At 75.3% G+C, this 23838-nt stretch carries 20 protein-coding genes; 5 read left to right on the top strand and 15 right to left on the bottom strand.

Translation table 11 applies throughout. The annotated features are described in order from the left end of the window. Positions 1-86: 86 nt before the first annotated feature. Positions 87-752: a class E sortase gene (locus tag GC722_RS04855; protein ID WP_156608415.1), complete on the bottom strand. Its 666-nt coding sequence runs from the start codon at positions 750-752 to the stop codon at positions 87-89. Continuing rightward, entirely contained in the window at positions 749-1336 is a 588-nt protein-coding gene (locus GC722_RS19155; RefSeq protein ID WP_197429801.1) for a hypothetical protein, read from the bottom strand. The genes GC722_RS04855 and GC722_RS19155 overlap by 4 nt, the downstream gene beginning before the upstream one ends. 141 nt (positions 1337-1477) lie before the next feature. Between GC722_RS19155 and GC722_RS04845 the strand changes: the two genes are divergently transcribed. Continuing rightward, positions 1478-2302 (top strand): DUF2510 domain-containing protein, encoded by an 825-nt coding sequence (locus tag GC722_RS04845; protein ID WP_197429800.1) that lies wholly within the window; start codon positions 1478-1480, stop codon positions 2300-2302. 76 nt (positions 2303-2378) lie between these two features. Here the strand turns inward: GC722_RS04845 and GC722_RS04840 are convergent, their stop codons facing one another. The 7 genes from GC722_RS04840 to GC722_RS04810 form a co-directional block, all read right to left on the bottom strand. Continuing rightward, the gene (locus GC722_RS04840; protein ID WP_197429799.1) at positions 2379-3248 is read right to left on the bottom strand and encodes an endonuclease domain-containing protein; all 870 of its coding nucleotides are present in this window, start codon (positions 3246-3248) and stop codon (positions 2379-2381) included. Positions 3249-3437: 189 nt separating this feature from the next. Continuing rightward, positions 3438-4079, bottom strand: coding sequence for an SIS domain-containing protein (locus GC722_RS04835; RefSeq protein ID WP_197429798.1), 642 nt, complete (start codon positions 4077-4079; stop codon positions 3438-3440). Beyond that, entirely contained in the window at positions 4076-5029 is a 954-nt protein-coding gene (locus GC722_RS04830; protein ID WP_197429797.1) for a S66 peptidase family protein, read from the bottom strand. The genes GC722_RS04835 and GC722_RS04830 overlap by 4 nt, the downstream gene beginning before the upstream one ends. Next, positions 5026-6759, bottom strand: coding sequence for a dipeptide ABC transporter ATP-binding protein (locus GC722_RS04825; protein ID WP_156608407.1), 1734 nt, complete (start codon positions 6757-6759; stop codon positions 5026-5028). The genes GC722_RS04830 and GC722_RS04825 overlap by 4 nt, the downstream gene beginning before the upstream one ends. Continuing rightward, positions 6759-7676: an ABC transporter permease gene (locus tag GC722_RS04820; protein WP_331714385.1), complete on the bottom strand. Its 918-nt coding sequence runs from the start codon at positions 7674-7676 to the stop codon at positions 6759-6761. Before GC722_RS04820 ends, GC722_RS04825 begins: the two co-directional genes overlap by 1 nt. Continuing rightward, entirely contained in the window at positions 7673-8695 is a 1023-nt protein-coding gene (locus GC722_RS04815; protein WP_331714384.1) for an ABC transporter permease, read from the bottom strand. The genes GC722_RS04820 and GC722_RS04815 overlap by 4 nt, the downstream gene beginning before the upstream one ends. Further along, the gene (locus GC722_RS04810; RefSeq protein ID WP_156608405.1) at positions 8692-10524 is read right to left on the bottom strand and encodes an ABC transporter substrate-binding protein; all 1833 of its coding nucleotides are present in this window, start codon (positions 10522-10524) and stop codon (positions 8692-8694) included. Before GC722_RS04810 ends, GC722_RS04815 begins: the two co-directional genes overlap by 4 nt. Before the next feature lie 170 nt (positions 10525-10694). Between GC722_RS04810 and GC722_RS04805 the strand changes: the two genes are divergently transcribed. Continuing rightward, entirely contained in the window at positions 10695-12050 is a 1356-nt protein-coding gene (locus tag GC722_RS04805) for a M20/M25/M40 family metallo-hydrolase (RefSeq protein WP_156608403.1), read from the top strand. A gap of 28 nt (positions 12051-12078) precedes the next feature. On the opposite strand, the gene GC722_RS04800 is transcribed toward GC722_RS04805, so the two are convergent. Further along, positions 12079-12888 carry a serine hydrolase gene (locus tag GC722_RS04800; RefSeq protein WP_197429796.1) on the bottom strand — a complete coding sequence of 270 codons (810 nt, stop codon included), beginning with the start codon at positions 12886-12888 and terminating at the stop codon, positions 12079-12081. Positions 12889-12940: 52 nt separating this feature from the next. Here GC722_RS04800 and GC722_RS04795 point away from each other — a divergent pair, with 52 nt between their 5' ends. Then, positions 12941-14188 carry an MFS transporter gene (locus GC722_RS04795; RefSeq protein ID WP_156608402.1) on the top strand — a complete coding sequence of 416 codons (1248 nt, stop codon included), beginning with the start codon at positions 12941-12943 and terminating at the stop codon, positions 14186-14188. Here the strand turns inward: GC722_RS04795 and GC722_RS04790 are convergent. Further along, positions 14181-15002 carry a spermidine synthase gene (locus GC722_RS04790; protein WP_331714383.1) on the bottom strand — a complete coding sequence of 274 codons (822 nt, stop codon included), beginning with the start codon at positions 15000-15002 and terminating at the stop codon, positions 14181-14183. The two genes, GC722_RS04795 and GC722_RS04790, sit on opposite strands and share 8 nt — an antisense overlap. Positions 15003-15045: 43 nt before the next feature. After that, entirely contained in the window at positions 15046-17070 is a 2025-nt protein-coding gene (locus GC722_RS04785; protein ID WP_197429795.1) for an MMPL family transporter, read from the bottom strand. A gap of 59 nt (positions 17071-17129) precedes the next feature. Here GC722_RS04785 and GC722_RS04780 point away from each other — a divergent pair, with 59 nt between their 5' ends. After that, positions 17130-17633 (top strand): MarR family winged helix-turn-helix transcriptional regulator, encoded by a 504-nt coding sequence (locus tag GC722_RS04780; RefSeq protein ID WP_156608401.1) that lies wholly within the window; start codon positions 17130-17132, stop codon positions 17631-17633. Between the two features lie 9 nt (positions 17634-17642). On the opposite strand, the gene GC722_RS04775 is transcribed toward GC722_RS04780, so the two are convergent. Next, positions 17643-18725: a hypothetical protein gene (locus tag GC722_RS04775; RefSeq protein ID WP_156608400.1), complete on the bottom strand. Its 1083-nt coding sequence runs from the start codon at positions 18723-18725 to the stop codon at positions 17643-17645. An 87-nt stretch (positions 18726-18812) separates the two neighbouring features. Continuing rightward, entirely contained in the window at positions 18813-19010 is a 198-nt protein-coding gene (locus GC722_RS04770; protein WP_156608399.1) for a hypothetical protein, read from the bottom strand. Between the two features lie 509 nt (positions 19011-19519). Here GC722_RS04770 and GC722_RS04765 point away from each other — a divergent pair. Then, on the top strand, positions 19520-20965 hold the full coding sequence (locus tag GC722_RS04765; protein WP_156608397.1) for a DUF4153 domain-containing protein: 1446 nt from the start codon (positions 19520-19522) through the stop codon (positions 20963-20965). Between the two features lie 188 nt (positions 20966-21153). On the opposite strand, the gene clpB is transcribed toward GC722_RS04765, so the two are convergent. Beyond that, positions 21154-23748 carry an ATP-dependent chaperone ClpB gene (gene clpB / locus GC722_RS04760; protein WP_156608395.1) on the bottom strand — a complete coding sequence of 865 codons (2595 nt, stop codon included), beginning with the start codon at positions 23746-23748 and terminating at the stop codon, positions 21154-21156. Positions 23749-23838: the final 90 nt, after the last annotated feature.

Below are 23838 nucleotides of genomic sequence, written 5' to 3'. Positions count from 1 at the left end.
GTCGAGGCGCGACGGCCCGCGCGGGCCCGGGTGGCGCCGCCGGCGGCGCCCCGACCAGGGTAGCGAGGGAGGGGACCGCGCCGGGGCTACTTGTTCTCGGTGCCGACCAGCTGGGCGAAGGCCACCGAGCGGTCCGGGGAGTGGAACAGGTCCTGGCAGGTGGTCAGCGTCATGATCGCCTCGGTGGCGTCGTCGCTGCGGTTCAGCGGGTCCGGGTCGAGCACCCAGGTGTCGGTGTCGGCGACGGTGAGGTCGCGGGGGGCACCGAGGAGCTCGTAGGTGTAGACCGCGTCGCGGGTCTCGACCTCCACCACGTCGCCGGCGTCGAGGTCGAGCAGGTGGCGGAAGGGCTCGCCGTTGGTGACCCGGTGACCGGCGACGGCGAAGTTGCCGATCTCGCCGGGGGCGACGGAGGAGTCGTACCAGCCCACCCCGCGGGTCAGCGTCTCCTCGTCGGTGCCGGGGAGGATCGGCACCTCGTAGTCGGGGCCGAGGTCGGGGATGCGCAGCAGGCCGATGGCGTCGCCCTTGATCCGCGACGGCTCCTCGCCCTCCTCGGCGGGCTCGGCCCACTGCTGCTGCAGCTGGGCCGTCTCCTCCTGGTAGGCGCGCTCGGAGGCGATGTTGGTGCCGAAGAACTGCCAGCCCACCCAGCCCAGGCAGGCCAGCCCGATCACCAGCAGGCCCATGCCGAACACCGTCAGGGCGGCGTTGCGACCGGTGTCGACCGGTCGGGTGGTCGTCCTGCTCATCGGGGCGTCTCCTGCGTACGGGGGCGGGTGCGGAGCCAGCGTGTCACACCCGGCGTCCAGAGCAGAAGCACGCACAGGGCGACGTAGCCGGCCGGGACCAGCACCCACTGCAGGGCGTCGGAGCGCCAGACCACCATCCAGGCGGTCGCGGCCACCCCGAGCACGGTGGCGGCGACGCGCGGCCACGCGGCGCGCAGCGGCAGCAGGAACCCGACCACCGCCGCGGCCAGCGGGAACCCGATCAGCGGCAGCCACAGCCCCTGCTGCAGCGCCAGGTGGCCGCGGTTGAGCAGGTGGTAGAGCGCGGCCTCGGTGGGTTCGCGGTAGTCGAAGGCCGACGCCCCGGCGTAGAGCACCAGCCAGAGGAAGGCCACCAGCAGGGCGACCTGCACCCCGGCGGTGACGGTGAGCACGGCCGAGGTGACGAGCGCGAAGGGACGTCCCTCCTGCGGGCGGACGGCCGGCGGCGGCACCGGCCAGCCGGCGGGTGCCGGCGGCACCGGCGGGCCCGGGTGGCCGACCAGCTCCGGCGGCGGGCCGGCCGGCGGTCGGGCGCCGGGGAGGAAGTGGCCGGGGAGCGGCACGCCGGGGCCGGTCGTCCTGCCCGCGGGCGGACTCGACGACCACTCCGGCCGGGGCGCACTCACACGGCCAGCGTAGTGGCCGGAGCCGCTCGCCCGTCCGGCTCGGACCCGCGGCCGGGCGGGGCGAACTATCCTGCCCTCGTGCCTGCGGCGGGCTGGTTCCCCGATCCCGGCGGCCGGCCCGACCAGCTGCGCTGGTGGGACGGGCGGCGCTGGACCGAGCAGGTGCGCCCGGCGGGCCAAGTCCCCGGTCCCTCCCGCCCCGACCCCTCCCGCTCTGGTCCCTCACGCCGCGGCTCCGGACGGCTGCTGGCGGTCGGGGCCGGACTGCTGGTGCTGCTGCTGGTGGGCGTGTGGGTGCTGGTGGACCGGACGGGTCCCGCGGCCGGCCCGGGGCCCGGCCCCGGCGGCCAGCCCACCACCCAGGTCTGCGTGACGCCGTCGGCGACCCCGGTGGCGGTGCCCCAGGACCTGCCGGGGCGGGTCCGCAGCGGGAGGATCTCGGTGCCGGAGCTGGGGCCGCCGTGGCGCCTGGAGCCGGACGCCAAGGTCCCCTTCGGACGCGGGATGATGCGTCAGCAGATCTCGGTGGACGACTCCCCCGCCTGGATCGTCTCGCTCAACGTGGGCACGATGCTGGCCGGTGACGGCTTCTTCACCCCCGAGCAGGGCGTGCACGTGGTGATGCCGTGCCTGATCGCGGAGTACTACTTCGGCGAGCCGGTGCAGCGCCGCGACGTCCGCGACGAGGCGATCCGGGTGGACGGGCACGCCGCGTGGGTGCTGGAGTCCGAGCTGACCTTCGACATCGAGGGCCTGGACTTCACCTCCGAGCGGCTGGTGCTGGTCGTCGTCGACCTCGAGGACGGCACCGCCGGCACCGTCATCGCCGACATCCCCGCCGTCGCGGCCGACCGCGAGCCGCAGCTGCGCCGGGCGATCGCCGACATCCGCATCTCCCCCTGAGCCCCGCCGCCCCTGAACGGCTGTATGTCGTCGCGGTCACGCCCGGCGCGTCGCGGCGTGTCGCGCTGTCCGGCCGTCACCGCGTACACGTCCTCAGGGCCTGCTCCACCAGCGTCACCAGCAGGCCCGGCTGCTGCAGCATCGTCCAGGTGACGTGCAGCACCGTCCAGCCCGCCAGCGTCAGCTCGTTGTGCCGCGCCCGGTCCTCCTCGAACCGCTCCGGACCGTGGAAGGCCCGGCCGTCGGCCTCGAGCAGCAGGCGCCGGGCCGGGAAGGCGACGTCGGCGTAGTAGTCCTGGCCGGCGACGACGATGCGGTGGTTGGCCCGCCAGCCCCCGATGCCGGCCTCGTGCAGGAGCCGGTGGGCCAGCCGCTCGGCCGCCGACCACGGCTCGGACCGCGAGTCCAGCAGCAGCCGGGCGCGCAGCCGGTTGCCAGGCCGGCGGGGCACGGCCGCCAGCGCGTCGTGGAGCTGCCCGACCGTGGTGGCCCGCAGCCGCAGCGCGGTGTCGACCGCCTCGCCGCCCAGCTCCTCGCACAGGTCGAGGACGGTCAGCGCGGGCACGGTCACCCGCCACCGGGCGTCCTCGGCCACGAGGTCCGGCGGCACGTGGCGGCGGTCGAGCCGGTAGCCGTCACGGCGCACCTGGCGGGTGCGCACCGAGAAGGCGACGTCGCCCACCGGCGCCGTGGGCCAGTACGTCACCCGCGCCGCCGCCGCACCCCGCAGCACCCCGTCCGGGGCCCAGCGCCGGGCAGCACGCATCCGCACCACCGGGTCCTCGGCGGCGGCGGACAGGGCGTACGTGCCGGGCAGCAGCTGGGTGAGGGCGCCGCGCCGGGCCAGCCAGTCCAGCGATCCGCCCAGCTCGGGGCAGTCCCGTCGCAGCAGCACGCCCTGCTGACGCGACAGCAGGGAGAAGATCTCGTCGTGGTTCGCTCGCACACCCCATTCCTGGCGACGCAGCGGGCGTGCCACCCGACGGCGGGGCGCGGCTGTGGACGGCCGGGCGGCTGTGGACGTCCCTGCAGACGTGTACGTGGTCGGGCCCGGACACCGCGGCACGCCGCGACACGCCGACCGTGACCGCGACGACATACACGCGGGCGGGGTGCGGGGGGTGGGGTGAGGGGGTCAGTCGAGGTAGAGGCCGAGCTCGGAGGCGAGCCGCTCGCGCTCGGCGAGCCGGCGGTTGGCGCCCTTGGCGCTGGCGCTGGCCAGGGTGGCGAGCACGTCGATGACCAGGCTGACCACGGTCGGGGAGACGCCCGGCGACTCCGGGTGCGGGCGGACGTCGGCGGAGACCCGGGCGAAGGCGTCGGCGCCGCTGCTGATCACCACCGCCTCGGCGGCGTGCGGCAGCAGCGGGTGGTCGGCGGAGTCGGTCACCAGCACCAGCGCGCCACCGGCCTGGGCGAAGGGCAGCGCGTTGTCGATGGTGTAGCGGCGCCAGCGCCGCAGCGAGACCACGATCAGCACGTCGCTGTCGCGGACGTCGCTGAGGATCTCCAGCGGCCGGACGATGGTGCCGTCGACCAGGGTGACCTGGGCCAGCGCCGCGCTCAGCTTGGCCGCCAGCAGCGAGGCGTAGGTGAAGGAGCTGGCCGCGCCCAGCACGAACCGACGGCGGGCGCCGGTGATCCGGGCCGCGGCCGCCTCCAGCGAGGGGTCGCCCAGCGCCCACTCCAGGCCGGCGGCGAACTCCTCGCGGTAGGCCTCCAGCAGCCGCGTCTTGAGCACGGTGGACGCCCGCGGCGCCCGGCTGGCCTCGGTCACCGCGGTCCCCGCTCGGGGACGTCGACCTCGAGGCGGGGCCGGCCGTCGGCGACCAGCCGTCCCCGCGCCCCCAGCGGCAGCGTGTGGGCGGCCGGTCCGTGGCCGAAGCCGAGCTCGAAGACCAGCGGGACGCCCAGCGGCGCCAGCAGCTCCACCGCCAGCTCGCGGATCTCCTCCAGCGGCCCGCACTCGAACCAGCTGCCCAGCGCGACCCCGGTGACGCCGTCGAACCAGCCGGCCCGCAGCAGCGACACCAGGTAGCCGTCGACGCGGTAGGTGTCCTCGGTGATGTCCTCCAGCAGCGCGATGCAGCCGGAGTGGTCCAGCACCGGACGGCCCCGGGCGCCGATCGTCATGGCGAGCAGGCTGAGGTTGCCCCCGACCAGGGTGCCCTCCGCCGTGCCGGGCACCAGCGCCTCCGCCGCCGGCGAGGTCCACCACCGCTCCCCCGCCGGCCCGAGCACCGCCCGGCGCAGGTCGGCGGTGGCGGCCTCGTCGTCCAGCAGCGCCAGGCTCGCCACCATCGGGGAGAACCAGGTCGGCACGCCCAGCTGCTCGCGCAGCCACTCGTGCAGCGCGGTCACGTCGGAGCTGCCGTGCAGCGGCTTCGGCCGGGCCGCCCGCATCGCGTCGGCGTCCAGGGCGTCGAGCAGCCGGACGCTGCCGTAGCCGCCGCGGATGCAGAAGATCGCCTCGACCGAGGGGTCGCACCAGGCGTCCTGGACGTCGCGGGCCCGCACCGCGTCCTCCCCCGACAGGTACCGCGCCCGCGGGTGCCGGGCGGTGGCGCTCGGCATCAGCACCGGCTCCAGCCCCCAGCCGCGGAGCAGGGAGACGGCCCGGGCCACCCGGTTCTCCTCCACCGGCCCCGACGGCGCCACCAGCGCCACCCGCGCTCCGGGCGCGAGCGGGGCGAGGACGGCGGCGGCCGTGCCCTGCGCCGCGGTCACAGCCGTGCTCCCAGCCGGGAGGGCACCACGTCCAGCAGGGTGCGGGTGTAGTCGTGCTGCGGGTCCAGCAGCACCTGCTCCACCGGGCCGTCCTCGACCAGGCGGCCCTGGTGCATCACCACCACCCGGTCGGCGATGTTCCAGGCCAGCCCCAGGTCGTGGGTGATCACCAGCGCACCCAGCCCGAGCTCGCGCTGCAGCCGCAGCAGCAGGGCCAGGATCTCCCCGCGGACGGAGGCGTCCAGGCTGGCCACCGGCTCGTCGGCCACCAGGAAGCTCGGCTCCAGGGCCAGCGCACCGGCGATCACCACCCGCTGCCGCTGCCCGCCGGACAGCTCCTGCGGGATCCGGGCGAAGAACTGCTCGGGCGGGGTGAGCTCGGCCTGGGTCAGCGCCGCCGCCACCCGCTCCCGCTCGTCGCCGGGGAGGCGGTGGATCCGCAGCCCCTCCGCCACCGCCTCGTAGACGGTGTGCTTGGGGTTGAGCGAGGCCGAGGGGTCCTGCAGCACGAACTGCACGGCCCGCCGGTAGGCCTTGAGCGCGGCGCGGGCGGTGGGCAGCGGGACGCCGCGGTGCAGCACCTGCCCCGACGTCGGCCGCTGCAGCCCGAGCACCGTCCGGGCCAGGGTGGTCTTGCCCGAGCCCGACTGACCGACCAGGGCGACGATCTCCCCCGCCCGGCACCGCAGCGAGACGTGGTCGACCGCCCGCACGTGCTGGCCGCGCGAGCGGAAGTCGACCACCAGGTCCCGCACCTCCAGCAGCGGGGTCGCCGTGTCCTCGGCGTGCGTCGCGGCCGCCCCGTCGGGTGCGGCCGGGACGCCCGCCGCCGGCCCGCCGTCCTCCTCGGGTGCCCCGGACTCCCGGGCGCGCAGCCGGGTGACGGCGGCGCGCCCGACCACCCGGCGGGAGCCGGGGTCGCCGATCACCGGGAAGGCCGCGGCCAGCTCGCGGGTGTGCTCGTGCCGGGGGCTGCCCAGGATCTGCTCCGAGGGCCCCTCCTCCACGATCCGGCCGTGCCGCATCACCACGATCCGCTCGCAGACCGCGGCCAGCACCGACAGGTCGTGGCTGATCATCACCAGGGTGAGGCCGCGGTCGCGGACCAGCCCGCTGAGGACGTCGAGCACCTGGGCCTGCACCACCACGTCGAGGGCGGTGGTGGGCTCGTCGGCGATGATGACCTCGGGGTCGCAGGCCAGCGCCATGGCGATCATCACCCGCTGCTTCTGCCCGCCGGAGAGCTCGTGCGGGTAGGCCTCGGCGCGGGCCGCCGGCAGGTCGACCAGGGCCAGCAGCTCCGCCACCCGGGCGTCGCGCTGGGCCGGGGTGCGGGTGGCGGGCGAGGAGTGCAGCTCCAGCGCCTCGCGGATCTGGCGGCGCACGGTGCGCACCGGGTTGAGGGAGTGCATCGCCCCCTGGAAGACGATCGCGGCCTCGGTCCAGCGGACGGCGCGCAGCCGTCCCCAGCTCATGGTGGCGACGTCCTCGCCGCCCACCAGGATCGAGCCGGTGATCCGCGCCGAGCGCGGCAGCAGCCGCAGCACCGACATGGCCATGGTCGACTTGCCGCAGCCGGACTCGCCGGCCAGCCCGACCGTCCCGCCGCGCGGCACCGACAGGCTGACCCCGTCGACGGCGACGAGCTCGCCGCCGTCGCCGCGGCGGTAGCCGATGGTGACGTCGCGCCACTCCAGCGCGGCACCGGCCGGCTGCTGCGCCCCGCTCATCAGCGCCCCCTCAGCGTCGGGTTGAGGACGGACTCCAGCGCCCGTCCCACCAGGGTGAAGCAGAGCACGACCACCACGATCGCCAGCCCGGGGGGCAGCACGAACCACCAGAAGCCGGCGGTGGCCGCCCCGGTGTCGAGGGCGCTCTTGAGCATCGAGCCCCACGAGAACTGGGTGGGGTCGCCCAGGCCGAGGAAGGACAGCGTCGACTCCGCGATGACCGCGGACCCGACCGTCAGCGTGGTGTTGGCCAGCACCAGCGGGAGCACCGCCGGCAGCACGTGGCGGCCGAGGATGTGCCCGTCGCCGCCACCGAGGGCGCGGGCCCGCTCGATGTAGGGCCGGGCCTCGATGCTGAGGGTCTGCGAGCGCACCACCCGGGCGGTGCTGGCCCAGCTGGTGACGCCGATCGCGATGACGATCGTCCACAGCCCCCGGCTGAGCACCGAGGACAGCACGATGGCCAGCACCAGGCTGGGCACCACCAGGAAGAAGTCGACCACCCGCATGATCACCGCCTGGGTGAGCCCGGTGAAGTGCCCGGCGGCCATCCCGACCAGGGTGCCGATCACCATCGACACCGCGGTGGCGGCGAAGCCCACCAGCAGCGAGACGCGCGCGCCCCAGACCAGCATGCCCAGCACGTCGCGGCCCGACGGGTCGGTCCCCAGCAGGTGCGCCGCGCTCGGCGGCTCGTTGCTGGCGGCCGTCAGCCGGGTGACGTCGAGGGTCTCCAGCGGGACCAGCACCGGGGCCAGCAGCGCCACCGCGAACACCGCGGCCAGCAGCACCAGACCCACCAGCCCCGAGCGGGTGGCCGCGAACTCGCGCCACACCTCCGCCGCCCGGGCCCGTCGCTGAGCGGCCACCGCCGCGCGCCCGGAGCGGGGGGCGGACCCCACCGTGCCGGCGCTCACGAGGCCTTCAGACGTGGGTCGAGGACCCGGTAGACGAGCTCGGCGACGAAGTTCATCACGATCACGATCGAGGAGAAGACGACGAAGGTGCCCTGCAGCAGCGGCAGGTCCGGGGCGCTCAGGCCCTGGAAGGTGAGGTAGCCCAGACCGGGCCAGGAGAAGACGGTCTCGACCGTCACCGCGCCGCCGACGAGCCCGCCGATCGTGAGGAAGATCAGCGTCACGGTGGGCAGCAGCGCGTTGGGGACGGCGTGCCGGGTGCGCACCAGGTCCTCGCGCAGACCCTTGGCGCGGGCGGTGGTCAGGTAGTCGGAGGTCATCTCCTCCAGCACCGAGGCGCGCATCACCATCAGGTACTGGGCGTAGACCACCGCCACCATGGTCAGCACCGGCAGCACCAGGTGGTGGGCCACGTCGAGCACCCGGGCCAGCCCGGTGGGGTCGGTGCCGGGGGTGACCATGCCGCCGGTGGGGAACCAGCCGAGGCCGCCGGCGAAGACCAGCAGCAGGATCAGCCCCAGCCAGAAGGTGGGCACCGACCAGAACACCAGGGCCAGCCCGGTCTGGGTCTTGTCGAACAGGCTGCCGCGCCGCCAGGCGGACTTCTGGCCGAGCCAGAGCCCGAGCACGACCGAGATCAGCGCGGCGGTGCCGGTGAGCAGCAGGGTGGGCGCGAGCCGCTCGGCGATCAGCTCGGTCACCTCGCGCCGGTAGACGTAGGAGACGCCGAGGTCGCCGCGGAACAGGTCGCCCAGGTAGGAGAGGAACTGCAGCGGCAGCGGGTCGTCCAGACCCATCTCGGCGCGCAGCCGCTCGACCTCCTCGGCGCTGACCCGGCGCCCCCGCGTCATGTTGATCGCGGGGTCGCCGGGCAGCACCCGGAAGGAGAAGAAGCCGAGCACGACGACCATGGCCAGGCTGACCAGGGCGCCGCCGCCCTTGAGGGCGAGGTAGCGCGGGAGGGTGGAGCCGCGGGGCCGCTCCTCCTCCAGCGCCGCGGCGGTCTCGGTGACGCTCACTCGCGCTCGTCGGCGGCGCCGCGTCGACGGCTGACCAGGTAGACGGCCAGGGCGCCGACGACCACCACCGCGGCCGCGATGCCGACCCAGGCGCCGGCGGGCAGCCCGCCCGGCTCCCCGCCGGCCGCCGCACCGCCCTCGGCGGTGGCCACCGGCTCGGCGGTGTACAGCCCCCAGTAGCCGTTCTGGCCGGTGATGACGCCGGTCTCCTCGGGCTGCTTGGTGAAGCCGGTGAAGCGGTCGCTGCGGTAGGCCTCGAGGGTGTCGGCGTACCAGATCGGGTTGTTCACCGAGGCCTCGTAGAGCACCGAGAAGGCCTCCTTGACCAGCTCGGCGCGACGCTGCGGGTCCAGCTCGGCGTGCTGGGCGGCGTAGAGCTCGTCGAACTCGGGGCTGCACCAGTTGTTCTCGCTGGTGGCCCCGGAGCCGTCGGCGGCCGGGCGCGAGGCGCAGGTGTTGATCGAGAGCTGGAAGTCCGGGTCCGGCCCGATCCCCCAGCCCGTGAAGTACAGGTCGTAGCGGCCCAGGGTGGAGTCGTCGTTCACCTGGTTCGGGGTGACCATGGACACCTCGACGTCGATGCCGATGTCGGCCAGCCAGGGCTGGATGAAGTCGGCCATCTGCTGGTGGGTGGGGTCGCTGTTGCGGCCCATCAGGCGGAACCGCAGCGGCTCGCCGTCCTCGTCCAGGCGGATGCCGTCGGGGCCGCGCTCGTAGCCGGCCTCGTCGAGCATCGCGTTGGCCGCCGCCGGGTCGAAGGTGACCTCCTCGGTGCCGGGGGCGAAGCCGTGGTACATCGGGTAGACGGTCGGCATCTCGGTCTTGCCGGGCTCGCCGAGACCCTGCAGCACGGTCTCCAGCAGCTGGTTCTTGTCGATCGCGGTGAAGATCGCCGTGCGCAGCACCGGGTCCTGCAGCGCCGGGTGGCCGTCGCCGAGGGGGTTGCCGTCCTTGTCGAGCGCCCCGGGGTTGATGGCCATCGCGGTGTAGCGGCGCCCGGCGCCGGAGCTGGTGGTGATGCCCGGCTGGCCCTCCAGCGACTGGAACTGCGCCGGGGTGAGCCCGCTCAGCACGTCGATCTCGCCGGTGCGCAGCCCCTGCACGGCGGCGTCGGTGTTGCGGTAGACCACGTAGGTCAGCCCGGGCACCTTGGGCGCCCCCCGCCAGAAGTGCGGGTTGGCCTTGAGCTCGACGCTCTGGCCGCTGGTGTAGGAGGCGATGGTGAACGGCCCGGAGCCGACGGTGTCGGTGTCGTTGGCGTACTCGGCCGGGTCGACGTCCTGCCAGACGTGCTTGGGCACGACCGGCACCTCGGCCCCCGGGTTGGACGCCTGCGGCGAGGCCAGCTGGATCTCCACCGTCTGCGGGTCCGGGGCGGTGATCGCCTCGACGTTCTCGACCAGCCCGCCGTTGGCCGCCTGCAGCGCCTCGTTCTGCTGGATCTGCTCGAAGGTCCAGACCACGTCCTCGGCGGTGATGGGCTGGCCGTCGGACCACAGCCGGTCCTCGGGGATGGTGAAGGTCCAGGTGGTGGCGTCGGGGGTGGCCGACCACTCCGAGGCGAGCCCGGGCACCGGCTCGTTGTCGGTGCCCCAGGCCACCAGCGGCTCGTACTGGAAGCGCAGGATCCCCGTGCTGGTGGCCAGGATGGCCAGGAACGGGTTGAAGGTGTCGATGTCGCTGGTCAGGGCCACCTTGACGTTCTCCCCGGCCACCTCCGCGGCGGAGGGACGGGCGGTGCCCAGGGACAGCGTGCCCACCGAGAGCAGGGCGGCCACGCAGACCGCGGCGGCGCGCCGCCAGCGGGGCGTGGAGGGGGTGCGGGACATGGTTCCTCGTTCCGGTGCAGGGCGCGGCAGGGGGTGGGTCGAACCAACCAGCCCGCCCGCCGCGGTGTCAACGGTCGGGGCAGGATACGTAACCGATCCTTAACCAGCGTCTCACCGCCGGTCCCGTGCGCTGGCCTGCCGTGCCGGTGTGCGACAGGGTGGCCAGCGACATGTGTTCCGCAACGATCCCCCCTTCCCCGTCGGGCGCCGAGGCCGACGTGGTCGGCCTGCTCCGCCGGCTGATCACCTTCGACACCACCAACCGCGCTCCCGGGGACGCCGAGGGCGAGCTCGAGGCGGCCCGCTGGGTGGCCGGGCTGCTGACCGAGGCCGGCTGGGAGCCGGTGCTGCTGGCGCGCCCCGACGCGCCGCACCGGGCCAACGTGGTGGTCCGCGTCCCCGGGGCGGACCGCGGGCTGCCCGCGCTGCTGGTGCACGCCCACCTCGACGTGGTGCCGGCCGAGCCGGAGCAGTGGAGCGTCCCGCCGTTCGCCGGCGTGGAGCGCGACGGCTGGGTCTGGGGCCGCGGCGCGGTGGACATGAAGGACATGTGCGCCATGACCCTGGCCGTGCTGCTGGAGTGGGGCCGCAGCGGCCGCCGCCCCCGCCGCGACGTGGTGGTGGCCTTCGTGGCCGACGAGGAGACCGACGGCGCCTACGGGGCGCAGTGGCTGGTGGACGAGCACCCCGGGCTGTTCGCCGGCGTGGCGGCGGCCGTCGGCGAGTCGGGCGGGACCGTGGAGGAGCACACCTCCCGGGACGGCCGCCCGGTCCGGCTGGCCCGGGTCGCCGCCGGCGAGCGGGGCACGATGCACCTGCGGCTGACCGCGACGGGCACCTCCGGGCACGGGTCGCGTCCGCACGACGACAACCCGGTGCTGACCCTGGTCGACGCGCTGCACCGGCTGGGGCACCACCGCTGGCCGGTGCACCTCTCCGACCTGGTGCGGGCCCAGCTCGAGCAGACCGCCGCGGCGCTGGGCCACGAGGTCGACCTGTCCGACGAGGCCGGGGTCGAGCGGGCGGTGGCCGACCTGGCCGGGGCGGCGGAGGTCGCCCGGTTCACCGTCCGGGCCTCCACCACGCCGACCGTGGTCGGCGCCGGCTACAAGGTCAACGTCATCCCCGGCAGCGCCACCGCCGAGGTGGACGTGCGCTGCCCGCCCGGCTACCAGGAGCAGCTGCTGGCCCGGCTGCCCGACTTGCTCGGCGACCGGGTCGAGGTGCACCACAGCGTCTTCAACCCGCCCGTGGAGGCCCCCGTGGACAGCCCCTGGTTCGCCGCCGCCGCGGCGGCGGTCCGCGCCGAGGTGCCCGACGCGGTGGTCGTCCCGGCCTGCCTGGGCGGGGGCACCGACGCCAAGGCGTTCAGCGGGCTGGGGATCGCCTGCTACGGCTTCGCGCCGCTCACCCCGGACCCGGCAGGGCGCACCGTGGCCGGGGTGCACGGGGTGGACGAGCGGGTCCCGGTGGCCTCGCTGCGCGGCGGCCTGCGGATCCTGACCCGCTTCCTCGACACCGTCTGAACGGTCCCCTCCCCCCGGCGGTGCGCCCTCAGCCGGCGACCGCGGCGCGGAGCACCTCCCCCACCGCCCGCATGCCGGCCAGCACGTCGTCACGGGCGTCGGTGCCCTCGGCCCACTCCGCCAGCACGGCGTAGCCGAGCGCCCCGGCCGGGCCCTGCACCAGGCCGACGTCGGCCCGGACGGTGGAGATGGTGCCGGTCTTGTTCACCAGGGTGGTGCCCCGGTCGGGGTCGGCGTGGGCCAGCGGGTCGAGCCCGAACGCCGACGCGGTCATCGACAGGTCGGCGTTGGCGGCCAGCCAGCGTCGCACCCGGGCGCTCACCGGCGCGGAGACGAGCTCGTCGCGGTGCAGGCGGGCCATCACCTCCGACAGCTCGGCGGCGCTGCCGCGCGACAGCGTGGGCGGGTGCTGCGGACCGCGGTCGTCGCGGACCCGGTCCAGCAGGGCCGAGTCGCGGCAGCCCAGGGCCCTCGTGGTCGCGGTGACGGCCGGCACGCCGACGCGGCGCAGCAGCACGTTGGTGGCCAGGTTGTCGCTGAACGCCCCGACCAGCCGGCACAGGTCGAGCACCCCCAGCGCCGGCTCGTCCAGCAGGTACCACAGCCCGGAGTCGGCCACCCACTCCTCGGGCTCGCGCGCCAGCCGCTCGGCCGGGTCGAGCTCGCCGGTCTCGACCTGGCGGGCCACCTCGGCCAGCAGGAAGACCTTGCCCACGCTGGCCGTGCGCAGCACCCGACCGGGGTCCCGGGCCGCCAGCACGGTCGAGGTGGCGGCGTCGCGGAGGCACACCGACCAGCGGGCGTCCGGGGTGAGCTCGGGCAGGGTGGTGGTCGTCACGGGGCCACTGTGCCAGTGCAGGGCCGCCGGAGCGGCGGTCTACGGTGAGGACATGCCCCAGCCCGCGGTCGCCACCGAGTCGCGGTCGGCGCTGTCGCTGGTGATGGGCCCGGGGCTGTACCGGCGGGCGCTGGTCAGCCTCTTCTTCGCCGGGCTGGGGATGTCGGTGGCGCTGCCGCAGCTGTCGCTGTTCCTGGTGCAGGACCTGCACGCGTCGCTGCCGGTGGCGGGGCTGTTCTTCCTCACCAACCTGGCCGCCCCGGTGCTCGGCTTCGTCGTCGGCCGCTGGTCGGACCGGCTCACCGACCGGCTGACGCTGTTCCGGGTCGGGGCGGTGGTGGGTCTGCTCGGCTGGGTGGTGATGGCGCTGTCCACGCAGGTGTGGATGGCCTTCGTGGTCAACCTGACGGTGCTGGGGTTCGCGGCGGCGACGGGTTCCCTCGTCTTCGCCGCCGTGCGCGACCAGCTGACCCACGTGCCCACCGGGGCGGACAACCGGGTGATGTCCACGGTGCGGCTCGGCTTCAGCCTCGGGTTCATGAGCGGCCCGCTGGTCGGCAGCGTCCTCGGCGGCCTGGTCGGGCTCCGGCTGACCCTGGTGGCGGCCGGTCTCTGCACGCTGGTGCAGGTGGTGCCGCTGGTGCGCCAGCGGGTGCCGCGGGCGGTGCCCGAGCAGGCGCGCGGCAGCTCGCGGGGACGCGGCGGCTCCTCCGCCGGTCTGGCCCCGCTGCTGACCTTCCTCGGCCTCGGCGTGCTGGCGATGTGCGGGGACACCATCCGGCTGGCCTACCTGCCGATCTACATGGAGCTGCAGCTGGGCACCCCCGACTGGCTCCGCGGGGCGGTGATCTCGACCCAGTCGCTGGCCATGGTCGTGTTCATCCCGCTGGCCGGCGTGCTGGCCGACCGGTACGGCGCCCAGCGGGTGGTGGTGGTGTGCGTGCTGCTGGGGGTCGGGGCCAACCTGGGCTTCGCCGTCGCCGACAGCGAGCTGGTGCTCGTCGCGGCGACCGTGCTGCACGCGATCATGTGGGCCGCGCTGGGAGGGATCGGCATCACGGTGGCCCAGGACCTCTACCCGCAGGGCATCGGCATGGCCTCCTCGCTGTACTTCTCCGCGCTCCGCTTCGCCGCCGGCATCGGCGGGGTGGTCGGGGCGGTGGGGGTCGGCTGGTTCGGCGTCCCCGGCGTGTTCACGATCCCCGCGGCGCTGTGCGTGGTCACCGCGGCCGGGCTGGTCGCGATGGCCCTCGCCGCCCGTCGTCGCCGGGCGCGCGCGTCCCGGACCGCGGTCAGCTGAAGTGGGTGAGACCGCGCCCCGGCGCGGGTGAGGAGCCGGGGTCGGCCACGGTGAAGGGGCGTGAGCCGCGCAGCCACTTCTGCAGCGCCTCCCCCACCACCAGCCGGTAGGGAAAGGCCGATCCCGCCGCCCGCCGGGTCAGCTCGGCCACCGGCAGCGGGCGGGCCGAGCCGAGCAGCACCACGTTGCCCAGCCGGCGTCCCTTGAGGGTGGCCGGCTCGCTGCTGACCAGCAGCTGCGGGAAGTGCTCGGCCATCCCGGCCAGCACCCGGCGGCCGTAGTCGAACGGCGCCTGGTCGGTGATGTTGACCATCAGCGTCCCGTCGGCGGTCAGCACCCGCGCCACGTCGGCGAAGAACTCCGACGTGGTGAGCTCGGACGGGACCCGGCCCCCGACGAAGGCGTCCAGCACCACCACGTCGGCGTAGTCGGCCGGCATGGCCGCGATCCCGCTGAGCCCGTCGGTGTCGCGGACCTTGATCCCGCTGCGACGGCCCAGCGGCAGCTGCTCGCGCACCCGCCGGGTCAGCTCGCTGTCGGGCTCGAGCACGATCTGCGGCGAGCTCGGCCGGGTGTGGGCCACGTAGCGGGGCAGCGTCATCCCGGCGCCGCCGACGTGGACCACCCGCAGCCGCTGGCCGGCCGGGGCGTGGGCGTCCAGCGCGTCGGCGATGCGCTGCACGTAGTCGAACTCGAGCCGGGTGGGGTCGTCGGGGTCCACCCAGGACTGCTCGGTCTCCCCGGTCACCACCACGAAGGCGCCGGGGACGTCGCGGTCGGGCACCAGCTCGGAGCGCTCTCCCTCGTCGGCCACCCGCCAACCCTAGGGCCAGCCCGGCCGCGGCCTCAGATCCTGCTCAGCGCGGCCACCAGAACGCCTCGCGGGTCAGGAAGGCCAGCGCCGGCACCAGCAGGGTGCGGACCACCAGGGTGTCCAGCAGCACGCCCAGGCAGACGACGACCCCGATCTGGGTCAGCGCCACCACCGGCAGCACCCCCAGGACGGCGAACACGGCGGCCAGCAGGATCCCCGCGCTGGTGATCACCCCGCCGGTGCTGCCCAGGGCGGCCACCATCCCGGCCCGGTAGCCCAGCACCGCGCGCTCCTCGCGGGCCCGGCTGGTGAGGAAGATGTTGTAGTCCACCCCGAGGGCGATGAGGAACAGGAAGGCGTAGAGGGTGACGTTGGCGTCCAGCGCCGGGAAGCCCCAGACGTGCTCGAACAGCCAGGCCCCGGCCCCCAGGCTGGCGAAGAAGGTGCCCAGCACGCTGGCGATCAGCAGCACCGGCGCCAGCAGCGAGCGCAGCAGCACCAGCAGCACCAGCGCAACCACGCCGAGGATCAGCGGGACGACCAGCTCCAGGTCCTCCTCGGCCGCCACGAGGGTGTCCAGCGCGGTGGCGTCGGAGCCGCCGACCAGCGCCCCCTCCAGTCCCGGCTCGGCGGCCAGGCCGCTGCGCAGGTCGCGGACCAGCTGGAAGGCGCCCTCGCTCTGCGGCGGCTCGGAGCTGGTGACGCTGAGCCGGGCCAGCCCCTCGTGCTCACCGAGCGGGCGGACGGACCCGACCCGGTCCAGGCCCTCGACCAGGGCCACCGCCGGCTCGACCCGGTCGGCGGGCACCAGCACGTCGATGCCGCCGGACAGCCCGGCGCTGAAGGAGCGGTCGAGCACCGCCTGAGCCTGCACGGACTCCGGCTCGCCGAGCAGCTGCTCGGTCTGGGAGAGACCGACCCGGTAGCTGCCCAGCCCCAGGGCGAGCACCGCGACCCCGCAGACGGCGACCACGGCCACCAGCGCCGGCCGCCGCGCCACCCCCTCGCCGAGCCGGTGCCACAGCCCCGGGCGGACGTCCTCGCCGTCGTCCCGCACCCGCGGCACCAGCGGCCAGAACAGCCCCCGGCCGCACACCACCAGGGCGGCGGGCAGCACCAGCAGGGCGGAGGCCATGGCCAGCACCACCCCCAGCGCGCACGCCAGACCGAGCGCCCGGTTGCCCTCGAGCGAGGCCAGCAGCAGGGTCAGCAGGCTCAGCACCACCGTGCCGCCGCTGGCCAGCACGGCGGGACCGGCGCTGCGCACGGCGGTGGCCATGGCCACGTGGCGGTCCGGTTCGCGCTGCAGCTCCTCGCGGTAGCGGGCCACCAGCAGCAGGGCGTAGTTCGTCCCGGCCCCGAAGACGAGCACCGAGAGGATCCCGGAGATGGAGGCGTCCACCGGCAGCCCGGCCGCCTCCGCGACCGGCGCGACCACGACGCGGGCCAGCCCGTCGGCGGTGCCCACCACGAGCAGCGGCACCAGCCACAGCAGAGGGCTGCGGTAGGTGATGATGAGCAGCACCGCCACGACGGCGACGGTGACCAGCAGCAGCCGCAGGTCGGCGCCGGCGAAGGCCCCGGAGACGTCGTCGGAGAACCCCACCGGACCGGTCAGCCGCGAGGTCAGACCCGCCGGCAGGTCCTCGGCCGCCAGCGCCCGGAACCGGTCGGCGAGCCCGGCCAGGTCGGCGTCGACGTCCGCACCCGCCACCGGGACCACCACCAGGGCGGCCGTGCCGTCTTCGCTGACCTGCGGACGCACCGCCTCCGGCGTGGTGGACTCCTCGGCCAGCGCGGCGGCCCGCTCGCCCACGGCACGCCGGTCGGCGTCGTCCAGCGGCTCGCCGCCGCGGTCCCACACCAGCAGGGCGGCGCTGTCGTCGGCTCCGGGGAACTCCTCGAGCAGTGCGTCCACCTGGGCCGACTGCGTCTCCGCCGGCAGACCGGCCCCGGGGAGGGCCGCGTCGTCCACCCGCGGCGTCCACGCGAAGGCCGCCCCCACCGCCAGCACCGCCACCACCAGGACCAGCCAGGCACGCCGCGTGGTGCCGACCAGGACCGCCACGCGATCACCTCACTTGGTTACCAAGTCGTTTAGTTACTCGAGTGGTTAGCATCGCCCACATGTCCCCGCGGAGCAACCCCGGGCCGCTCAGCGAGCCCGCCGACCCGCCCGCGCAGCTGCCCCGGACGCAGGTGCCGCCGGTGGCCGCCAGGGTCCGTGAGCTGCAGGTGCTGGCGGACAAGGTGCAGCGCCAGCTGGCCCGCACGCTCGGGATCGGTCCCACCGACCTGGCGGCCGTGGAGCACCTGCTGCTGCACGGGCCGATGAGCGCCAGCGAGCTGGCCCGTCGGATGGAGATGTCCACCGCCGCCACCACGCACGTCATCGACCGGCTGAGCGCCGCCGGGCACGCGCACCGCCGCCGCGACCCGCACGACCGGCGTCGGGTCACCGTGGCCCCCGACGCCGAGTCCGTGGCCCGGGTCTTCGAGGAGCTGCGCCCGATCATCGACGGCGTGGTGGCCCTCGTCGAGCGGCGCACGCCCGAGGAGCAGGCGGTGGTCGCGGACTTCCTCGGCGACGTGGTGGGCTTCTACGAGGAGCTGCTCGAGCGCGACAGGTGAGCGGCGCCTTCAGGCGGTGACGGCGCGCCTGCTGCCGCCGGGCAGCTGCTGCTCCGCGGCCGCCAGGGCCTGGCCCACCACCTGCCCGAACAGCTGCGGGAACCCGGCCGGCAGCAGCTGCAGCGGGGTCCCGCCGTCGATGCTGATGCCCGCGCCGAGGAGGGCGTTGCGCCCGATCGCGGGTCCGTGGACGGTCACGGGCGCACGCTCGGCGGCGGACCGGCGCTCCAGGGCCATCAGCCGGTCGGTGGTGTAGGAGACGTCGGGCGGGGCGAAGCGGGCGGCGAGCTCCCCCGCCGCCGCGAGCAGCGTGGCCCCGGCGTGGGTGTCGCGTCCGCCCAGCTGGTAGGCGACCGAGGCGACCAGGTCGCTCACCCAGCCCATGGCCGCGGCGGCCGACATGCTGACCACCCGGTGGACGTCCTCGGGGCCGGCCGGGCCGGGCGCCTCGAAGACCGCGAAGAGGGCGTCGCCCATCAGGTCGTCGCGGGTGGTGGCGCTCAGCTGCAGGTCCACCGAGCTGAGGCCGACGGCCGAGGAGCTGAAGCTGCTCGAGCCGACGCCCAGCCCCGAGGAGGCGCCGTAGGACAGCGAGAAGGAGCTGCCGAAGCTGCGCATGCGGTGCACCATCGTGCCGGTGACCGCCCCGTGGGCCTGGCTGTCGAAGTGGCGGGAGACCTCGACCAGCCGGGCGCCGCGCAGCACGACGTCGCCCTCGCCCGGTTCGTACACCGCCTCGGCAGGCAGCCGGCGCAGCTGGTCGACCGCGCCCGCCAGCGCCGCGGCGAGCGCCCGGTCGCGCTGCTCGAAGGCCCGGGCGCGGCGGCCGGCCCGGAGCCCGACGACCACCAGGACCAGCCCGAGGACGCCGAACAGACCCACCAGCAGCTGGGAGGCGATGAAGTAGGCGACGGCGGCCGTGGCCGGCGGCACCGGCTCGTCCGCGCCGCCGGAGTCGAAGAAGCCGCTGGCGCCCAGCACCGTCCAGAAGGCCGTGCCGAGCAGCCAGACCCCGAGCAGCAGCACCCCCCACAGGATCGTGCCGTGGCGCTGCAGGGACACCGCCCTGGGTGAGAGCGGTGGTCTGGGCATGCCAGGGACCCTAGTGGTCCCGGGGTCAGCGGCGTCGTGCCCGCCGGACCGGCGGGCGGCCGGGCCCGTCGCCCGGCGGGCGGCGGCTCAGAAACCGCTGCCGGCGTAGTCCTCTCCCGCCGGGGCGTCGCGGTCCGCGCCGCCGGAGTCGGTGGTGCTGCCCTGCGCGTACTCCTCCTCGACCACCGGCTCGTCGCCGGAGGTCTGGGTGGAGGCGGGCGGCGGGTCCTCGAGCTCCTCCTCGTCCATCGCGCGGGGGTCGTCGGGCTGCTGGTCCTCGCTCACGGCTCCTCCTCAGGTCGTCTGACCGGGTCGTACCCGTTCCGGCCCGGAGCGCACACGCCGCCCCCCGCCGGGGCGGGTGGGGAAGCAGGCGTCCGCCTGCGGGCCGTGCCCGCCGTCGCCGCGCTCGGCCCGGGGTCGTGCCCCGCCCGGGCGTGGCTGCGACCCTGCTCCCCGCCCGCTACCACCCCGGGCACCGGTCGCCCGCCGGCCCTCCCCCGGGGCGGCGGCGGGGTCCTAGCGTCGGCGCCGCCCCCGCCGTCGGCCCGAGGGGTCCGCGAGCGGGCCGGCGACCAGCCACCCGTGGAGGAGCTGCCGTGCACGACCCGGTCCCCCGGTCCGTCCCCCCGGTTCCCCGGCCACCCGCCGGGGCCCGACCCACCGCAGCGCCCGCGCGACCACCCGGGCCACCGCGGCGGCCGGGGACGCAGACGTCCGCCGCCCCACCTGCCGTCCGGGCCGCGGATCCGCGCACCGGCGCGCCGGTCGAGCTCACCCCCGGCGGTGCGGCCGTGGGCAGCCCGGTGGACGCGCTGTTCGGCAGCTTCTGGCCCGACCCGCGTCCGGGCCAGCAGCACCGGGGGCTGGCGCTGGCGGCCCTGCTGCCGGCGGTGGTGGCCGCGACCACGGCGCCGGGTGCGGGTGTCGGCGTGGCCGCGACGGTGGTCGCCGGGCTCGTCCTGGCGCTGGTCGTGGTCGCGCACCGGCCCCGGGCGCGGCGCGGGGACCTCTCCACCGCCGCGCTGGCGGGGCTGATGGTGCTCACCGGCGTGCTGACCTCCTCGTCCTGGGCGGTGCTGCTGTGCTGGGCCGCGGCGATCGCCCTGGTCCCGCTGACCAGCACGCGGGCGCGCAGCACCGGCGCCGCGCTGGCCGCCGTGGCCGCCCTCGCCATCGCCTGGGTCCGCGGACTGCCGTGGCTGGCCCGCTCGCTGGGCGCGGGTCGGCAGGACCCCGCCACCCTGGGCCGGACGGTGCGGACGGCCGTCGTGGCCGCGGGGCTGGTCGCCGTGTTCACCGGCCTGCTCGCCAGCGCCGACGACGTCTTCGCCTCCTGGGTGCTCGGGCTGGTGCCCGACCTGGACCGGCTGCCGCTGCGTCTGCTCGTCCTCGGCGCGGTGCTGCTGCTGACCTGGTCGCTGCTCACCGTGGTCGTGCTGCCCCCGGACGTCGGCGTGCTGCGGGCCCGACCGCGGCCGCCGCTGCGGCGCAGCGAGTGGGGCGTCCCCGTCGGCTCGGTGGTGGTGGTGCTGGCGGTCTTCCTGGCCGCCCAGGCCTCCGCCCTGTTCGGCGGCGAGGCCTACCTGCGGGCCCACGGCACCAGCCACGCCGAGCACGTCCACCAGGGGTTCGGCCAGCTGGTGGCGGCCACCTGCCTGGTGCTGGTCGTGGTGGCGACGACCGTCCGGCGGGCCGCCCGGGCCACCCCCGCGGACCGCCGCTGGCTCCGCGGGCTGCTGTGCACGCTCTGCCTGCTCGCGCTGGCCGTGGCGGCCTCCGCGCTGCACCGGATGGCCCTCTACGAGGCGGCCTTCGGCGCCAGCCGGCTGCGGCTGCTGGTCGCCACCTTCGAGGTGTGGGTCGCCGTGGTGCTGCTGCTGGCCGCGACGGTCTGCGTGCGGCTGCGCGGCAGCTGGGTGCCGCGGATCGCGGTCTGGCTGGGGTGCGTGATGCTGCTGGCGCTGACCGCGGCGGGTCCGGACCGGGTGGTGGCCGAGCGCAACGTGGCCCGGCACGCCGCCACCGGCACGCTCGACGCCCGCTACCTCGGCACGCTCACCGCCGAGGCCGTGCCGGCGCTGGACCGGCTGCCCGAGCCGCTGCGCTCCTGCACGCTGCGCCGGCTCGACCTCGCACCCGACCCCGCCGGGTGGGACCTGCCGACCGGACGGGCGCTGGAGCTGCTGCGGCACCGCCCGGTCGACCGCGGCCTGGACTGCCGGCTGTCCGGGCGCTGAGCGGGGCCACCCGCCGGGCGGAGGCCGTCGCGGGTGCGGCGGCCGGCCGGGGCCGGTCGCGGCGGTGCACCACGAGCCCGCGGCCGGACGCGACGAGGGCCCGCACACCCGGGGGGTGTGCGGGCCCTCACGCCGGGACGGCCGGAGCGGCCGGGTGCGGCCTGACCGGAGCGGTCAGGGCCGGGCGGTCAGGAGCCGACCGTGGTGGCCTCGAGCACCCGCAGCCCGTCGCCCTCGGGGTCGGGGTCGAAGGTGATGACGTCACCGGCCTGCACCTCGCCCGAGAGCACCTTGCGGGCCAGCTGGTCCTCGATGGCCGACTGCACCAGCCGGCGCAGCGGACGGGCGCCGTAGACCGGGTCGAAACCGGTCAGCGCCAGCCAGTCCTTGGCCGCCTGGGTGAGCTCCACCCGCAGCCGGCGGTCGACCAGCCGCTGGTTGAGCCGGGCCAGGTTGATGTCGACGATGCGGGTGAGCTCCTCGGTGCCCAGCGTGTCGAAGAGGACGACCTCGTCGAGCCGGTTGAGGAACTCGGGCTTGAACGCCTGCCGGACCACGCCCATCACCGCGTCCCGCTTCACCTCCTGGGCCAGGCTCTGGTCCGCCAGGAACTGCGAGCCGAGGTTGGAGGTGAGGATGAGGATGACGTTGCGGAAGTCGACCGTGCGTCCCTGGCCGTCGGTCAGCCGGCCGTCGTCCAGGACCTGCAGCAGCACGTCGAACACCTCGGAGTGGGCCTTCTCGACCTCGTCCAGCAGCACCACCGAGTACGGCCGGCGCCGGACGGCCTCGGTCAGCTGACCACCCGACTCGTAGCCGACGTAGCCCGGAGGGGCACCGACCAGCCGCGAGACGGAGTGCTTCTCGCCGTACTCGCTCATGTCGATGCGGACCATGGCGTGCTCGTCGTCGAAGAGGAAGTCGGCCAGCGCCTTCGCCAGCTCGGTCTTGCCGACACCGGTGGGACCGAGGAAGAGGAAGGAGCCGGTGGGCCGGTTCGGGTCCGAGATGCCGGCGCGCGAGCGGCGCACGGCGTCGGAGACGGCCCGGACGGCGTCACGCTGCCCGATCAGCCGCTCGCCGATCCGCTCCTCCATGTGGAGCAGCTTCTCGGACTCGCCCTCCAGCATCCGACCGACCGGGATGCCGGTCCAGGCGGCGACCACCTCGGCGATGTCGTTGGCGCCGACCTCGTCGGCCACCATCGGCGTGCTGTTGCGCTCGGCCTCGTCGGCGCTGCGCAGCTCCTGCTCCAGCGCCGGGATCCGGCCGTAGCTGATCTCGCTGGCGCGGTTCAGGTCGCCCTCGCGCAGCGCGCGGTCGGCCTCGACGCGCAGCTCGTCGATCTGCTTCTTCAGCTCACCGACGCGGTTCAGGCCCTGCTTCTCGGCCTCCCAGCGCTGCTCGAGCCCGCGCAGCTCCTCCTCGGCGTCGGCCAGCTCGGCGGTCAGCCGGCTCAGCCGCTCCCGGCTGGCCGGGTCCTCCTCCTTCTCCAGGGCGAAGCGCTGCATCCGCATCCGGTCGACGTTGCGGCGCAGCTGGTCGATCTCGACCGGGGAGGAGTCGATCTCCATCCGCAGCCGGCTGGCGGCCTCGTCGACCAGGTCGATCGCCTTGTCCGGCAGCTGCCGGGAGGTGATGTAGCGGTGCGACAGCGTGGCGGCGGCCACCAGGGCGCCGTCGGTGATGGCCACCTTGTGGTGGGCCTCGTAGCGCTCCCGCAGCCCGCGCAGGATCGCGATGGTGTCCTCCACGGTCGGCTCGCCGACGAAGACCTGCTGGAACCGGCGCTCCAGCGCGGGGTCCTTCTCGATCCGCTGGCGGTACTCGTCCAGGGTGGTGGCGCCGATCATCCGCAGCTCGCCGCGGGCCAGCATCGGCTTGAGCATGTTGCCGGCGTCCATCGAGCCCTCGGCCGCGCCGGCCCCGACGACGGTGTGCAGCTCGTCGATGAAGGTGATGACCTGTCCCTCGGCCTCGCGGATCTCGTTGAGCACCGCCTTGAGCCGCTCCTCGAACTCACCGCGGTACTTCGCGCCCGCCACCATCGAGGTGAGGTCCAGCGAGACCAGCCGGCGGCCCTTGAGGGAGTCGGGCACGTCGCCGTCCACCAGCCGCTGGGCCAGCCCCTCGACCACGGCGGTCTTGCCCACGCCGGGCTCACCGATCAGGACGGGGTTGTTCTTGGTGCGCCGGGCGAGCACCTGCACCACCCGGCGGATCTCGGTGTCGCGCCCGATCACCGGGTCGAGCCGGCCCTCGCGGGCGCGCTCGGTGAGGTCGACGCCGTACTGCTGCAGCGCCGAGCTGGTGCCCTCGGACTCGGCCGAGGTGACCCGCCGGCCACCCCGGGCCTCCTCGAAGGCCTTGGTCAGCGACTTGGCGTCGGCGCCCAGCTCGGCCAGCAGCGAGCTGGCCGCGGAGCGGACGGCGGCGAGGGAGATGAGGAGGTGCTCGGTGGCCACGAAGGAGTCACCGAGCTGCTCGGCACGGGTCTCGGCGTCGGCCAGCACCCGGGCGAAGGCGCCCGACAGCTGCGGCTGGGCCACCGAGGACCCCTGGGCGGAGGGCAGCTTCGCCACCGCGCCCTCGGCCGCCGCCGCGACCACGTCCGGCTGCGCACCGACGGCCTCCAGCAGGGGCGCCACGGTGTTGTCGGGGGTCAGCAGCAGGGCCCGGAGCAGGTGCTCCGGCTCCGCGGTGGGGTTGCCGTTGGTGAGCGCCAGCCGGACGGCGGTGGTGACCGCGTCACGACTGCGGCTCGTCAGCTTCTCAGTGTTCATGGGCACTTCCTCGTACGGCATGGGGAGGACCCACCTTGAGTCCTACCGGCTCAACCTGTCGTCGAGGACCAGTATTCCAACTTGAGCCAC

The organism is Auraticoccus cholistanensis (assembly GCF_009742705.1).
GTDB classification, from domain to species: Bacteria; Actinomycetota; Actinomycetes; order Propionibacteriales; family Propionibacteriaceae; genus Auraticoccus; species Auraticoccus cholistanensis.
The sequence above is the reverse complement of the archived record's forward strand: the minus strand, read 5'-3'. Positions and strand labels throughout refer to the sequence as shown.